The following is a 16,145-nucleotide window of genomic DNA, read 5'->3' on the forward strand; positions in this document are numbered from 1 at the left end:
TTATAACTATGTGGTTCCTCAACCTTTTTTGCCCAAAAAATGCCCAATGAAGTACAAAGCGGAAAACAGATGGTTATCCGTTGATGAGATTGCAGATTACCTCGGGATTAAGCGAGACATGGTATACAAGTAGATCGCAAAGAAGGGTATACCTGCACACATGATTGGACGCCTTTTGAAATTTAAAAAGGATGAAGTAGATGGCTGGATACGCGATGGCAAAGCTGGCGAAAACAGTAATCAAGAATAAAAAAGCAAATTTAGGAGCAGTTTAATGAAAACCGTACGTAGTGCATGCCAGTTGCAACCGAAGGCCTTGGAAATCAATGTCGGCGACCAGATTGAACAGCTTGATCAAATCATCAACGACACCAATGGCCAAGAGTACTTTAAAAAGACCTTCATCACTGACGGTTTTAAAACTTTGCTCTCCAAGGGTATGGCGCGCTTAGCCGGTAAATCAAACGATACTGTTTTCCACCTGAAGCAAGCTATGGGTGGTGGTAAAACCCACTTGATGGTCGGCTTTGGTTTATTAGCCAAAGATGCTGCCCTTCGAAATAGCCACTTAGGATCAATGCCCTACCAATCAGATTATGGCTCAGCCAAAATAGCAGCATTCAATGGACGCAATAATCCCCATTCCTATTTCTGGGGTGAGATCTCTCGGCAGCTAGGTCGAGAGGGTGTATTCAGGGAGTACTGGGAATCCGGAGCCAAAGCTCCAGATGAACAAGCATGGATAAATATCTTTGATGGTGAGGAACCCATCCTAATCTTGTTGGATGAAATGCCACCATACTTCCACTACTACAGCACCCAAGTCCTTGGGCAAGGAACTATAGCTGATGTAGTGACACGGGCTTTTTCCAATATGTTGACCGCAGCGCAGAAGAAAAAGAATGTATGTATTGTAGTTTCCGATCTTGAGGCAGCTTACGATACAGGAGGCAAACTGATTCAGCGTGCATTGGATGATGCTACGCAAGAACTCGGGCGCGCCGAGGTATCCATTACGCCGGTAAACCTCGAATCCAATGAAATCTACGAGATTCTGCGTAAACGTTTGTTTTTGTCTCTGCCAGACAAAAGTGAGGTCTCTGAAATTGCGTCGATCTATGCATCAAGACTTGCGGAAGCCGCTAAAGCCAAGACCGTAGAGCGCAGTGCAGAAGCACTGGCAAATGACATCGAATCTACTTACCCATTCCACCCAAGCTTTAAAAGCATCGTTGCTTTGTTCAAAGAAAACGAAAAGTTCAAACAAACCCGTGGTTTGATGGAGTTGGTTTCTAGACTGCTTAAATCGGTGTGGGAAAGCGATGAAGAGGTGTATTTGATCGGTGCCCAACACTTTGATCTTTCGATACACGATGTTCGTGAGAAGCTGGCTGAAATTTCAGAAATGCGCGATGTTATCGCAAGAGATCTTTGGGACTCCACCGACAGCGCTCATGCTCAGATCATTGACCTCAATAATGGCAACCACTATGCACAACAGGTTGGTACGCTATTGCTAACAGCCAGCCTCTCCACCGCAGTGAACTCAGTTAAGGGCTTAACCGAGAGCGAAATGCTGGAATGTTTGATTGATCCTAACCATCAGGGTAGTGACTACCGAAACGCATTCACTGAACTTGCTAAATCAGCTTGGTATTTGCATCAAACACAAGAAGGGCGCAATTACTTCAGTCACCAAGAAAATCTCACCAAAAAGCTTCAGGGATATGCCGACAAAGCACCTCAAAACAAGGTTGATGAATTAATTCGTCACCGACTAGAGGAAATGTATAGACCAGTCACGAAAGAAGCATACGAAAAAGTACTACCACTCCCTGAAATGGATGAAGCACAGGCCACACTGAGGAGTGGTCGTGCCCTGTTAATAATCAGCCCAGATGGCAAAACACCACCTGGTGTAGTGGGCAACTTCTTTAAGGGCTTGGTAAACAAAAACAACATTCTGGTATTAACGGGCGATAAATCCTCTATTGCCAGTATAGAAAAGGCTGCACGCCATGTTTATGCTGTTACCAAGGCAGACAACGAAATTACAGCATCACATCCGCAGCGCAAAGAGTTGGATGAGAAGAAAGCACAGTATGAGCAGGACTTCCAAACTACAGTGCTCTCTGTATTCGATAAGCTCCTGTTCCCCGGTAACAATCGAGGTGAAGACGTTTTACGGCCTAAAGCGCTGGATAGCACCTATCCATCCAACGAACCATACAACGGTGAACGCCAAGTCGTGAAGACCCTCACGTCCGACCCCATCAAGCTTTACACCCAGATTAACGAAAATTTCGACGCACTGAGAGCCCGAGCAGAGTCATTGCTGTTCGGTACTTTGGACGAGGCAAGAAAGACAGATTTGCTCGATAAGATGAAGCAAAAAACACAGATGCCTTGGTTGCCAAGCCGTGGCTTCGATCAACTCGCTATCGAGGCATACCAGCGAGGTGTATGGGAGGATTTAGGCAATGGCTATATTACGAAAAAGCCCAAGCCAAAAACCACTGAGGTAATCATCAGCGAGGACTCATCACCGGATGATGCCGGCACCGTTCGTCTTAAAATCGGCGTGGCTAATGCAGGTAACAGCCCACGCATTCATTATGCTGAAGATGACGAAGTTAACGAAAGCAGCCCAGTACTTAGTGATAACACACTAGCAACCAAAGCATTGCGAGTGCAGTTTTTGGCAGTAGACCCTACCGGTAAAAACCTTACTGGAAACCCAACCACTTGGAAAAATCGACTGACATTACGCAATCGGTTTGACGAAGTGGCGAGAACAGTCGAATTGTTCGTTGCCCCCCGTGGCACAATCAAGTACACCCTAGATGGTTCAGAAGCACGTAATGGTGAAACCTACACCGTGCCAATCCAGCTCGGTGATCAGGAAGCCACTATCTATGTCTTTGCTGAATGTGATGGCTTAGAAGAGAAGCGAAACTTCACCTTTGCGGCAGCAGGTTCTAAAGAAATACCGATCATAAAAGATAAGCCCGCCACTCTGGTCAGCCCCTCACCCAAACGTATGGATAGCTCGGCAAAAACCTACGAGGGTTTGAAAATCGCCAAAGAGAAAGGTATTGAGTTCGAGCAGATTATCTTAATGGTTGGATCTGCACCAAAGGTGATTCATATATCGCTAGGTGAGATGAAAATCAGCGCAGAATTCATTGAAACCGTATTAACGCACTTGCAAACCGTGTTAAGTCCAGAAGCCCCTGTGGTCATGACCTTCAAAAAAGCCTACACACAGACTGGGCATGATCTTGAGCAATTTGTTAAGCAGCTTGGCATTGAAATCGGTAACGGCGAGGTGGAACAACGATGAATAAAACCGTTGATTTTGGGGCACCGGCAGAATTCGGTATGCATCACTTCTATGTGGAGATTCCCGCAGCGCCCCGTGACGCTGTTGTGATCTATGAAGACTATGGCTTTGACGGTGAAGATTCTCGCCGAGAAACAGTAGAGTGTCGCCTGATATTAGCCAGAGAGCTCTGGACTAAGATCCGCGATGACGTTCGCCGTGACTTTAACGCTCGCCTAAAGATAAAGAAGCAAGGCTCCGGTACTTGGTCTACCGGTAAAGTGAAGCTTGACCGCTTTCTTGGACGTGAGTTGTGCGTTCTTGGCTGGGCAGCAGAACATGCCTCACCCGATGAATGTCTGGTAATTTGCCAAAAATGGCTGGCTTTACGCCCAGAAGAAAGATGGTGGCTTTACAGTAAAACCGCAGCTGAAGCAGGTCGTGATGACCAAACACAACGAGGCTGGCGTAAAGCGCTCTATTGCGCGCTATCGGATGGGGCCAATATCAAATTGGAAACCAAAAAGAGGCCCAAGTCTAAAAAGCTACAAGTTGAAGATGAGACCCAGGATCTGTTTGGGTTTATGGAAAAGGGAGAGTTTTGATGGCCTTGCAACCGTTTGAATGGAGAGACAAACCGTCTCTTATTGAGCACCTGTTCCCGGTACAAAAAATATCTGCCGAGACCTTTAAAGAACGAATGGCAAGCCACGGTCAGTTGCTGGTGTCGTTGGGTGCTTTTTGGAAAGGCAGAAAACCTCTCATCTTAAACAAAGCGTGCATTCTGGGCTCATTGTTACCAGCAACTGACAACCCGCTTGAAGATTTAGAGGTATTTGAGCTGTTAATGGGCATAGACTCTGAGTCAATGCAAAAGAGAATTGAGGCTTCACTACCAGCATCAAAACACGAAACAATCGGCGATTACTTGGTAATACCCTATGCCGAACAAATCAGGATTGCTAAGCGCCCGGAAGAAATTGATGAATCTCTTTTCGTCCATATTTGGAAGCGGGTCAACAAGCATCTTGGTACTTCCGCTCACACTTTTGCGCAACTAGTTGAGGAAATAGGTGTTGCACGGTTTGGCCATAGGCCAAGAGTGGCAGATGTATTTTCTGGTTCGGGTCAAATTCCGTTTGAGGCTGCTCGCTTAGGTTGCGATGTCTATGCCTCTGACTTAAACCCGATCTCCTGCATGCTTACTTGGGGCGCTTTGAACGTTGTTGGTGCGAGCGCGCAAAAAAGCGTAGAAATAGACAAAGCCCAACGGGATATCGTTAGAAAAGTTCAAAAAGAGATTGATGAGCTTGACATTGAGTCCGATGGCCGAGGATGGCGAGCAAAGGTATTCCTATACTGCGTTGAAGTGACCTGCCCTGAATCCGGTTGGCGTGTGCCTTTAATTCCAAGTTTGATTATTAGCAATAGTTTTCGAGTTGTTGCTGAGCTTAAGCCCGTTCCTGCTGAAAGGCGATATGATATTAATATCCGTGAAGTATCGACTGATGAGGAACTGGAGTTCTATAAATCAGGCACTATACAAGATGGCGAGGTAATTCACTCGCCAGATGGAAAAACTCAGTATCGCGTTAATATCAAAACAATTCGCGGTGACTATAAAGAAGGCAAGGAGAACCTAAACAAGCTGCGAATGTGGGAGAAAACGGACTTTGCTCCTCGTCCTGACGATATTTTTCAGGATAGATTATTTTGCGTTCAATGGATGAAAAAAAAACCTAAAGGATCGCAGTATTACTACGAATTTCGTACTGTAACCAATGACGACTTAAAACGCGAAAAAAAGGTAATAGAACATGTCGCATCCAAATTAGATGACTGGCAGAAGCAAGGTCTTGTTCCTGATATGGTTATTGAAGCGGGCGATAAAACGGATGAGCCAATCAGGACGCGAGGCTGGACTCATTGGCACCATTTATTCCATCCAAGGCAGTTGCTATTTTTGAGCTTGGTGAACAAATATTCACTCGCAGAAGGAAAATTTAACTTCTTGCAGTGCATGAATCACTTGTCCAAGCTAACTCGCTGGCGACCCCAGGCCGGTGGTGGTGGCGGTTCTGCGGCTACATTTGATAATCAGGCACTGAATACTCTGTACAACTACCCAGTTAGAGCAACAGGATCTATCGAAAATATCTTGGCTGCTCAGCACAACCACTGTGGAATCAGCGAGAATGTTTCCTTTGTGGTTAATTCACATCCAGCGCCAGAGTTAGATGTGGAGAACGACATTTATATTACTGATCCCCCATATGGCGATGCTGTCAAGTATGAAGAAATCACAGAGTTCTTTATTGCCTGGCTGAGGAAAAATCCGCCGAAGGAATTTGCCCACTGGACTTGGGATAGTCGCCGTTCTCTTGCGGTAAAAGGAGAAGATGAGGGTTTCCGTACAGGCATGGTTGCTGCTTATCGGAAGATGGCGCAGAAGATGCCAGACAATGGTTTACAGGTGCTAATGTTTACCCATCAAAGTGGCGCTATCTGGGCAGACATGGCTAACATCATTTGGGCGAGCGGCCTTCAAGTTACTGCCGCATGGTACGTAGTTACTGAAACTGACTCTGCATTACGTGGTGGTTCTAACGTAAAAGGCACCATCATCCTGATTTTACGCAAGCGCCATCAGGCATTAGAGACCTTCCGCGATGATTTAGGTTGGGAAATCGAAGAAGCCGTTAAAGAGCAAGTCGAATCGTTAATCGGATTGGATAAGAAGGTTCGTTCCCAAGGCGCGGAAGGCCTCTACACCGACGCTGACCTGCAAATGGCTGGTTACGCAGCCGCGTTGAAAGTACTGACAGCTTATTCCCGTATCGACGGTAAAGACATGGTGACTGAAGCCGAGGCACCACGCCAAAAAGGCAAAAAAACTTTTGTTGATGAGTTAATTGATTTCGCCGTGCAAACGGCAGTTCAGTTTTTGGTGCCGGTTGGCTTCGAGAAAAGCGAATGGCAGAAGCTTCAAGCGGTTGAACGCTTCTATCTGAAAATGGCCGAAATGGAACACCAGGGTGCAAAAACCTTGGATAACTATCAGAACTTCGCCAAGGCGTTCAAGGTTCACCATTTTGATCAATTGATGAGTGATGCCTCAAAGGCTAATTCTGCTCGGCTAAAGCTTTCTACCGAGTTCAGAAGTACCATGATGTCAGGTGATGCCGAAATGACTGGCACTCCTCTGCGAGCCCTTCTTTATGCCTTATTTGAGATATCGAAAGAAGTTGAAGTAGACGATGTTCTTTTGCATCTCATGGAAAACTGCCCGAATTACCTGCCCAATAAGCAACTGCTTGCCAAAATGGCGGATTACTTGGCTGAAAAGCGTGAAGGTCTAAAAGGTACCAAAACGTTCAATCCTGAGCAGGAAGCAAGCAGCGCGCGTGTCCTTGCGGAAGCCATTCGAAACCAGAGGTTGTAATCTATGGCGATTAAGCGCTTTTCCTCCCGCACAGAAAGATTAGATACGGAATTCCTCGCTGAATCGTTGAAAGGGGCTGCTAAGTATTTCCGGATTGCGGGTTATTTCAGGAGCTCCATCTTTGAGCTTGTAGGCGAAGAGATTGCAAAGATTCCAGAAGTTAAGATCATCTGTAATTCCGAGCTTGATCTGGCTGACTTCCAAGTAGCTACTGGCCGGAATACAGCGCTCAAAGAGCGCTGGAATGAAGTGGATGTAGAAGCTGAAGCGCTACTGAAAAAGGAGCGCTACCAGATTTTGGATCAGCTATTACATTCGGGTAATGTTGAGATTCGCGTAGTCCCTAGGGAGCGGTTATTCCTTCACGGCAAAGCAGGCTCAATTCATTATGCAGATGGCAGCCGTAAATCTTTTATTGGCTCAGTGAATGAATCTAAAAGCGCATTCGCTCACAATTATGAGCTTGTTTGGCAAGACGATGATGAAGAAAGTGCGGACTGGGTAGAAAGAGAATTTTGGGCACTCTGGACTGAAGGCGTCCCGCTGCCTGATGCGATCTTAGCTGAAATCCACCGTGTAGCTAATCGCCGGGAAGTAACCGTTGATGTATTGAAGCCAGAGGAAGTCCCAGCGGCGGCCATGGCAGAAGCACCTATCTACCGTGGAGGGGAGCAGTTACAGCCCTGGCAACGCTCGTTTGTGACTATGTTTCTGGAACATAGGGAGATCTATGGCAAGGCTCGCCTACTATTGGCTGACGAGGTGGGTGTTGGTAAAACGCTATCAATGGCAACAAGTGCATTAGTCAGTGCTTTACTAGACGATGGCCCTGTTTTGATTCTGGCACCTTCTACACTCACGATTCAGTGGCAAATTGAGATGATGGACAAGCTCGGTGTGCCTGCTGCGGTATGGTCCTCGCAAAAGAAAGTTTGGCTGGGTGTAGAGGGGCAAATACTCTCACCTCGAGGTGATGCCTCCTCTATCAAAAAATGCCCTTATCGAATTGCCATTATCTCTACCGGACTGATTATGCATCAGCGGGAGAAGACTGACTTTGTTAAAGAAGCAGGAATGCTTCTGAAGAATCGTTTCGGTACAGTTATTCTGGATGAGGCGCATAAAGCCCGTATTCGTGGAGGATTAGGAGATCAAGCTTCAGAACCTAATAATCTCATGGCCTTCATGCTGCAGATCGGCAGGCGTACACGGCATCTGGTACTGGGTACTGCGACACCTATTCAAACCGACGTGCGTGAGTTATGGGATTTATTGGGTATTTTGAACTCTGGTGCTGAATTTGTACTAGGCGATGCTCTATCGCCATGGCATGACCATGAACAAGCGATTCCGTTGATAACCGGCCAGACTCAGGTGACATCTGAGGCTGAAGTTTGGCATTGGTTAAGCAACCCCCTGCCGCCAAGCAATGAGCACCATACTGTTCAGCAAATTCGTGACTACCTGTCCATTGATAATAAGTCCTTTGGATATTCTCATCGTTTCGAAGATCTCGACTATATGATTCAGAATCTTTGGCTCTCCGAATGCATGACACCTAGCTTCTTTAAAGAGAACAACCCTGTCCTACGCCATACAGTGCTGCGTAAGCGTAAACAGCTGGAAGATGACGGTCTGTTAGAGCGAGTTGGGGTGAATACACATCCCATTACGCGCAACCTAGCTCAGTATCAGTCGCGGTTTGTGGGGCTTGGCATTCCGACCAATACACCATTCCAGGTCGCTTACGAAAAAGCGGAAGAGTTCAGTAAGCTGCTTCAGTCACGCACTCGAGCCGCAGGCTTCATGAAATCTTTGATGTTGCAACGGATCTGCTCAAGTTTCGCATCAGGCTTAAAAACTGCTCAAAAGATGTTGAAACATACGGTTTCTGACGAAGACGAGGATCTAGTTGAAGATGTTGAGCACTTGCTTTCAGAAATGACTCCTGCTGAAGTCGCTTGTTTAAGAGAGATTGAAACACAACTGTCACGCCCCGAAGCCGTTGACTCAAAACTGAACACTGTGAAATGGTTCTTAACGGAATTCCGTACCGATGGAAAAACTTGGCTGGAACACGGCTGTATTATTTTCAGCCAGTATTACGACACGGCGGAGTGGATAGCGAAAGAACTGGCCAAGTCCTTAAAAGGCGAAGTGGTAGCCGTTTATGCTGGCGTTGGTAAAAGCGGCCTATTCAGGGGCGAACAGTTTAATAACGTTGAACGCGAATTGATTAAATCCGCAGTGAAGACGCGCGAGATTCTATTAGTGGTTGCTACGGATGCCGCCTGTGAAGGTTTAAACCTGCAAACCTTGGGAACACTCATCAATGTCGACCTTCCCTGGAACCCATCCCGTTTAGAGCAGCGCCTCGGGCGAATCAAACGTTTTGGTCAGACACGTAAGTTTGTGGATATGCTCAATCTTGTGTACAGCGAAACACAAGACGAGAAAGTTTATAACGTGCTGTCGGAACGCTTACGCGATACATACGACATTTTTGGCAGCCTTCCCGATACGATTGATGATGAATGGATCGACAACGAGGAAGCACTCAACACTCGAATGGATGAATACATGCATGAACGAAAGAAAGCTCAAGATGCGTTCTCCGTTAAGTATCGCGGTACTCTCGATCCTGATGCTCATCTCTGGGAACGTTGCGCTACAGTACTGTCACGTAGGGACATTGTAAGTAAGCTCAGTGAACCATGGGGAAGCTAATTATGTTGTGATGTGGATGCCCCCCTCAGCCAAAAGTCCTGCACAACTATGTTGGATGCTCTTTTTTAGATGGCTACATCATGAATTCGATCAAAGTTATTGGTACAAATCTGAGTAAATCTGTCTCTCAGGGTATCCATTTCGAGTGAATATTTAGTACCTTACCACAAGCTACAGCTACGCCTGTATATACAGGCGTAGCAAATTTTTCAGGCAGGCAAATACGTTTTCTTGAGTGGAACTAATAGCTTAGTCTCTATATCCACTTGCTCATAGTTTTCCACTAACGCACGAACCAGATCGTCAAGCGTCCATAGTGTCAACGGGATTGTAGAACGATCGGCTTCATAGCGCGCATCCTTGCTGAATCCGCCTGTACTGACATACAGCCCGCGATCGTCTTTATGACGGCCACCTATAAAGCTACGAATTTGCTGGCTGCTCATCTGTTCCCGCCGGTGCTTCACTTCCACAATAATGCGCGGATTTTCGAACCCGAAGCCGTCAGGGGAAGCAATAATATCTTTCCCACGGTCAGCACCAGCGGGCGATACCTGAGTTTTATATCCCATACTACGTAACACGCCTGCGACCAGATTTTGCATCTCATCCCAGTCGAGACGGTTGATACGATCCTTGATACCTTCAAAAGCGATCATCTCCATGTCACGCAGAGGATTAGAAACAACCTCATCCTCCTCACCTGAAACAGGTACTTCCGGCACGACATCTGAGGCAGGCTTTTTGCCCTGCACTAATTCATTCACGGCAAAATCAGGCACCTGAAAAACCGTCAGTGTTGAGCCAAGGGTGTTTCTGGTTGCATCACTCAGACTATCGCGCTTGATCTCTTCCGCATTCCACTTCACTTTACGCGCAATGCCCATGCCATCTTCAAGCCACTCGGCATGAAACTCAAAATCTGAGGCGATTTTCCCTATCAAATAAGTCCGATTAGAAGGTGAATAAGTGATAGCCCAGTCGTCTTTTTGCATCTCATTCACAAAGCGCCAGACCTGGGAAGCACCGGAACGAACTGTGCCTGGCTTAGTCTGTGGCTCAAGCTCCTGATACCGGGTAAACAACTGCTCTCTTGAGCATCCCGGTTTCACATAGGGAGCGAGCTGCGACCAGCCGATTGCAACAACCTGTTTGTCCCTGAAGTCATCGTACAATTTTCCGCCATCGCCGCGGATCATCCACATTTTAGTCGCCACAATAATTCCTTCTGAAAATGCCTCACCGTACGGGCAGAAACTGTCTACCAGAATATGGTCATTCCATTCAGCCATCTTACTCTGGAAAACCGTCGATAAGATGACCAGTCAAAATTCCTACCCTAAACCTGACGCCTCTCAAGGCTATTATAAATTGCCTCAATCTCCCCCTTCAGGTTATCACCGCAATAAACCATCGATGTATCGTATCGTTCATATCGCGCTTCACGTGTCGCACTAAACCAGTTGAACGATCCCACGCACAGCAAACCATCATCCCCAATAACAATTTTGCTATGAACACGATTGACCAGTTTTGTCGCAATACCAAGGGCGTTCAGTTTCTCCAGCGCCGCTTTGAGGTTCTGCTGCTTCTCTTTTCGCTTCTCAAAATCATTATGTTCAGTGTTGTAGCTTCTGTCAGTGACAATCGTGACGTTAATACCACGTGAACACGCCGCAATCATAGAATCAAGAAAACCGGTTTGCTCCAGTTTTTGCCAGGTCAGCCATGGAGAAACTATCGTGATGTGTTTACCGGTATTTTCAAACGTCTGATTCAGGAAATTATCATGCTGCTCCACACCATGGAGTGTGTAGATTTTGGTCTCGGAAGTTTTTAAATCCTTACGCTCTTTATAATCAAAAGTGAGCGCATTCTTCTCAGACTCAAAGAGATATTTTGCCAGTAATCCCCGTGGAGATGAGGCTGGCTGGATCTCAAACAGGTCCATATCGCCAAAGACCAGGAAACTGTCCTTCGCACGGGAGACAGCAACGTTCAGCATGCTGTTATCACTATCAATAAACCCACCGTCCTCATGCTTTGAATAGACTGGCGAGAATATAACAATCGCTCTTTCCGCCCCCTGAAGAGAATGCACTGTGCCCACTGTGAGCGACTTTTCATTCGCGCCTGTACTGATGCCTTGTTTACCCAGCGCCTGTTTGATGGTGGATACCTGAGCGCTAAAAGGCGTCACGATACCGACAACCTCATGAAGCGATTTGCCGTAATGCGCTTCAATATCTTGCTGGTTATCTGTCAGCCAGGCAGCTATCGTTTCAGCCTCAAGCAAATTATATCGACTTCCGCTACTTGCCAGCTCTCCTTTACCATCAATATGGAGATAACCCATGGCGGGCATTAAATTGCTCTCTTCACACCCTCTTTTAGGCAACAACTTACCGTGATAGCAGAGCGTATTGCAGTATCCAATAATATTATCGAAGCACCGGCGGTGCTCATATAAGTACATACCACGAGCCAGTTCGGGATCATATTGGTAGCGTGAAGCACACTGCGCTATTTTCATGACGCTACCAGATGCAGCGCTTTTACCAAGCTCTGCGATTGCCGTATATTTCTCAGTAATCTCTTCTTGCGTACTACCTGACAGAATTTTTTCCGCCAGCATGTTACCTATATCAATAGCGGGAGCAATACTCCATATTGGCGGAATCTGTTCCGTATCACCAATCACTAATGCCTTTTTAGCCAAGGCAAACGAGGCAGCAGCCACTTCAGGAAGCACCTGACCGGCTTCATCGACAATGAGTAAATCAGCGAAGTCATATAAATAGCTTTTCTCGAATTTACGCTGACCTTTATGCTCGCTTATCTGCATATTGCCGGGCAGCATATAGCAGGTCATGACCACACATGGGGTAAGTTTCATTCGGCGTTGCCAGCGAGCTGTTACCCCTTTAGCACCTTTCTTGCCCTTTTCTTTTTGCAGATCATCAATGCTGGCCATATCCATCAACCAACGACCTTCCCAGTAGTGGGTCGTCAGTAAGAATGCAGGGAAGCGAATCTGCGTATCAGCCAGTTCATCTGCCTGTGAGAAGCTCAGCTCCTCGTTGCCCCCATGTCCTAAATCAAGTGCCAGCCTCTGCCATTCCTGAGCCGCCTGCTGTTCTTTAAGAACAATTTCATGGGCGGAGTCAATCTGCTGCCGGTATGTTGTTTGCTCGCGCTCAGCGGTGTTGAGCAGTCCATCTATATTACGTTCGATGGTTTCAGGATCAGACCACTGATTTCCCGCAATCAGCGCACCTAATTTATCTTCGAGAAACAGTTGTATTTGGTACTGCCGCTTACTGCGAACCGCTGGAAGCCAGGAAAATAATGAATAGATCAGCGATTCACCGGCGCGATATTTTTTCCATTCCGCTTTAGCACTCTTCAGTAGAGTAACTTTTTGTTCTTGCCCGGAGAGTAATTTATTTAAATTATCGAGATATTGCTCAATGTCGTTAGCAATAAGCTCACGCGCCGCCCGAACCTGGCTTAACGTTTGCCATGCTGCATTCAGCCTTACCAATTGTTCGGATTTTGCTACTAACTGGCCATGCAGGAGTTCAATGACCTTTTCAGGGGATGAACAATCTTTTTCAGGAAAGGCTGCCTTAGCTTTCTCCAGATAAAACAGCAGTGCATCCTCTACATACTCTTTTGACTCAACCTGGTTGAAGAAATCTTCAGTTTGGTATTTTTTGGCTGCCTCGGCTTTACGAGTGCTTGAGGGGAAATAAGCGCCGAAGCTTTTCAGCTCTGGCAACCATCGTCCGGCCATTGCACCAGTACCCTGGGAAAAGTCTTTCCCGAACGCCTCGATAATGTTCGTTACAGCCTGGTTATTCGTTGAAGTCGCGATAATAACCGGAGGCTCCGCTTTTTCGAGAGCCGCTCTGGCCCACTGTGTGGCGATGATAGAAAGCACCAGCGTGGTTTTCCCGGTTCCCGGAGGGCCGTTAACGGCAAGTATATCGCCATGCCTGGCATCCAGAAAATGGCTTAAGGCATCGCGCTGAGCCTTTGCCAGCGGGAACTTATCTCCGGAGTGTCCAAGCCTGTCGCTGAATTTTGCTTCCGGAGCGAGCAAAGACTCTGCAGCATGAACCTCCCGCGAGGCGAAACGATTGAAAAGCGGCACATCCTTTTTGCAAACAAGCAGGTGGTCATAAAGCGAAAGGATATGGAAACTGGCGCCTCCAGATTGCGCCGTTTTAACAATATAACCGTGCTCAGCGAGTTCATATTGCTCGGGATTTTTAATCCAGTCGCCGACAACGTTCTTCAGTAGCCTCTCTGAATCATCCAGATATCGACGCCAATCCTGCTGCCAGGCTGCATACCGTGCTTCTCGTTCTTCATCCGTTTCGGCAGTGTTGTCAACGCTGTCATCAAAGTTGATAGAGAATGACGTATGTGTCGTTTTATATTTGTCATACTGCTCAATCTCACCAATCGAAAATGCCCCTTTTGGCAAAGGTTCAAGCAGGTCTCTGGGAATAGAAGTCGCTGGATTCGGATATAAAAAACCTTCACGGCTCAACAGGGCTTGCGTCACTATCGGGGTAACAATATCAGGCGCACCAGCGGAACGGTCCTTTCCATGCTGCAGTAACCGGAAATAAACCTTTGGCCGCAGGATGACATCGACTGTTTCGACGTCGTCTTTTTCTCCTTCAAAAAATTTATCGACGATCGCTTCGTCAAGACGTCCCGCCGCTATCCCATGCCAGTGAGTGAAATTTTTGGCGTCTTTGCGTTCAAAACTGCCCTTTCCTGATTCAGCATCTGCCAGCGAGTTGCGCCAGTATGAGGGAAACCTTAAAGCATTTTCATCCATTACCAGTCCTATGACTCAATGAAATCCATTGATTTATCGAATATAAAATCACCGTATGGATAACTATTGTCCACGTTGAAAGGCTGGCTGCAACGTTTTGTTCACGCTTCGATACAAATACTCAGGTTATACGGAGTCCAGGAGGCAACCATATCCTGCTGCATGGCACATAAAAGCTTTATAACCGAAGCAGCAGAGGGTTACCGGTTTCACAGCACGCTCCAGAAGCCAGTGAGCCCTACTGGCAGCGTTCAATGCAATATTGGAACCTGTAAGTTCAGAAAATATAGCTGTCAAAGGTGGTTCTGTATGTAGGCTCTCCAGCTATTGTTTTGTCCGATGCTTGCGAATAAAAGCATTCAAAATGTCGCCTTCACCATGCATGACAGAAAAAGAATATTCACACTCTTTCTTTATCAAGATTCCACATAATTCCTTGTGCAAATCTACATTAACTCCCTTTCCTTTCTGAGCTTTCTTCACACCGAGCTCACATGAACTGATTAATTCAACGTTACAGGGTTTCTTCAAACAATTCACACCCTCAATTAATCCCTGGAGAATGCATCTATTTGCGGTCGTATCACTGTAGGAGAAGGTCAGATATTTTATTTTTCCTTCACATTCCAGCACAACTTCCGCCGAACCTTCACGTGTTGCAGCATCACAACTTCCTGTTGAATATATTTTTACCATCTTCATTTTGTACCTCTCTCCTTACCAAACGAATCATGACATCCTATATCAAAGGCATTCTCGTCAAAACTTAACTATCTCAGTAAATTCTCCCGATGCCATTCCAGATAACAATACGATTCAACAGAAAATTGCTTTATTTTCTCCGGCAACGAAAACTGCTCTTTAACACTAATATCCAGCTCCTTACTAATTAATAAACGTCCATCGTTTTCAAACGAAATCCATCCCTGATCAAATAGAATATCAATATGAGCAGCCAATATCATTCCATTATAAGGATCAAGACGTTCATTCCCATTCTCGCAGGCAGCCCACGGTTTTATATGGCTGGCACGTAGTAACGGCGCAAAAGTCGTTCCCGTAACAGGGCATGCCGGATACAACATAAGACAATTTTTCCGAAAGGTACCCTGCCCCAACCGTGCCGCAATAAGTTGCTCGCGTACAGTATCTTCAATACTTTTATCCTGCTGAATAATAAGACAGTCTCGTTGTGCCTGTTCATCTCCATCAGAAGATATTAACGAAAGAACGCGCTGCTCAATCACACTCTCTGAAAGCACACTCAATCGCTGATGCACACGCTGCGCTGAATGAGAAAGCGCAGCAGGAGCGCCCTGCTCGTCAAGCCAGCCGACACGCACATCACTAAGCCAGGAATCAAAACGGTCACGACTATTTTTCAGGCTATTGCGAAACTCACTAGCGGTTTTGCCCGCCCCGAAACAGGGATAAAACAAGGCATAAGCCTCTTTCCATTTCTGAACACCCAGTCCCACGGGTGGTTGAGATTTACCGTACTTCGACAAATACCACGCCACTTCAAGCAAATCGTCTTCCGAGCTATTCAATGTTACATCCTGTTTTTCCAGCGTAATTCATCACCGGATTATGTCTGAAAAGATCGTTAACTAAACTGATCAGGTTAGTTGTTTTAGCAAAAACTTCTCACACCGGTTTTCACCATCAACAAGCACGACACGCGACCAACAACACAAAAAGGAACACGCTATACCCCTACACAAAATCCGCCAGGAGTGGCTGACGCTGGATGAGGCCGCAGAAGTCATCCGGCAGAACAACACCACATCACCTTATAA

The 16,145-nt window shown here is 46.5% G+C and carries 8 protein-coding genes; 4 read left to right on the forward strand and 4 right to left on the reverse strand.

Annotated features, from left to right (window positions below; all coding sequences use genetic code 11):
• Window positions 1–274: 274 nt before the first annotated feature.
• From ACTJJA_RS11040 to ACTJJA_RS11055, 4 genes are read left to right on the forward strand one after another with little or no spacing between them, the layout of a single operon-like run.
• Window positions 275–3,343, forward strand: coding sequence for an anti-phage-associated DUF499 domain-containing protein (locus ACTJJA_RS11040; protein ID WP_440667955.1), 3,069 nt, complete (start codon window positions 275–277; stop codon window positions 3,341–3,343).
• Window positions 3,340–3,927 carry an anti-phage-associated DUF3780 domain-containing protein gene (locus ACTJJA_RS11045; protein WP_440667957.1) on the forward strand — a complete coding sequence of 196 codons (588 nt, stop codon included), beginning with the start codon at window positions 3,340–3,342 and terminating at the stop codon, window positions 3,925–3,927. The genes ACTJJA_RS11040 and ACTJJA_RS11045 overlap by 4 nt, the downstream gene beginning before the upstream one ends.
• Window positions 3,927–6,764 carry an anti-phage-associated DUF1156 domain-containing protein gene (locus tag ACTJJA_RS11050; RefSeq protein WP_440667958.1) on the forward strand — a complete coding sequence of 946 codons (2,838 nt, stop codon included), beginning with the start codon at window positions 3,927–3,929 and terminating at the stop codon, window positions 6,762–6,764. The genes ACTJJA_RS11045 and ACTJJA_RS11050 overlap by 1 nt, the downstream gene beginning before the upstream one ends.
• A gap of 3 nt (window positions 6,765–6,767) precedes the next feature.
• Complete coding sequence (locus ACTJJA_RS11055) at window positions 6,768–9,491, forward strand: phospholipase D-like domain-containing anti-phage protein (protein ID WP_440667960.1); 2,724 nt, start codon at window positions 6,768–6,770, stop codon at window positions 9,489–9,491.
• Window positions 9,492–9,700: 209 nt separating this feature from the next.
• Here the strand turns inward: ACTJJA_RS11055 and ACTJJA_RS11060 are convergent, their stop codons facing one another.
• The 4 genes from ACTJJA_RS11060 to ACTJJA_RS11075 all read right to left on the reverse strand — a co-directional run bounded on the left by ACTJJA_RS11060 (window position 9,701) and on the right by ACTJJA_RS11075 (window position 15,896).
• On the reverse strand, window positions 9,701–10,690 hold the full coding sequence (locus tag ACTJJA_RS11060; RefSeq protein ID WP_440668264.1) for a restriction endonuclease: 990 nt from the start codon (window positions 10,688–10,690) through the stop codon (window positions 9,701–9,703).
• 140 nt (window positions 10,691–10,830) lie between these two features.
• Entirely contained in the window at window positions 10,831–14,346 is a 3,516-nt protein-coding gene (locus ACTJJA_RS11065; RefSeq protein ID WP_440667962.1) for an AAA domain-containing protein, read from the reverse strand.
• A 324-nt stretch (window positions 14,347–14,670) separates the two neighbouring features.
• Complete coding sequence (locus ACTJJA_RS11070; RefSeq protein ID WP_440667964.1) at window positions 14,671–15,048, reverse strand: RNase H family protein; 378 nt, start codon at window positions 15,046–15,048, stop codon at window positions 14,671–14,673.
• A gap of 68 nt (window positions 15,049–15,116) precedes the next feature.
• Window positions 15,117–15,896 (reverse strand): HNH endonuclease, encoded by a 780-nt coding sequence (locus ACTJJA_RS11075; protein ID WP_440667966.1) that lies wholly within the window; start codon window positions 15,894–15,896, stop codon window positions 15,117–15,119.
• Between the last annotated feature and the right edge of the window lie 249 nt (window positions 15,897–16,145).

The sequence above is a fragment of the Enterobacter sp. 22452 genome (assembly GCF_052045065.1).
GTDB lineage: Bacteria > Pseudomonadota > Gammaproteobacteria > Enterobacterales > Enterobacteriaceae > Enterobacter > Enterobacter mori.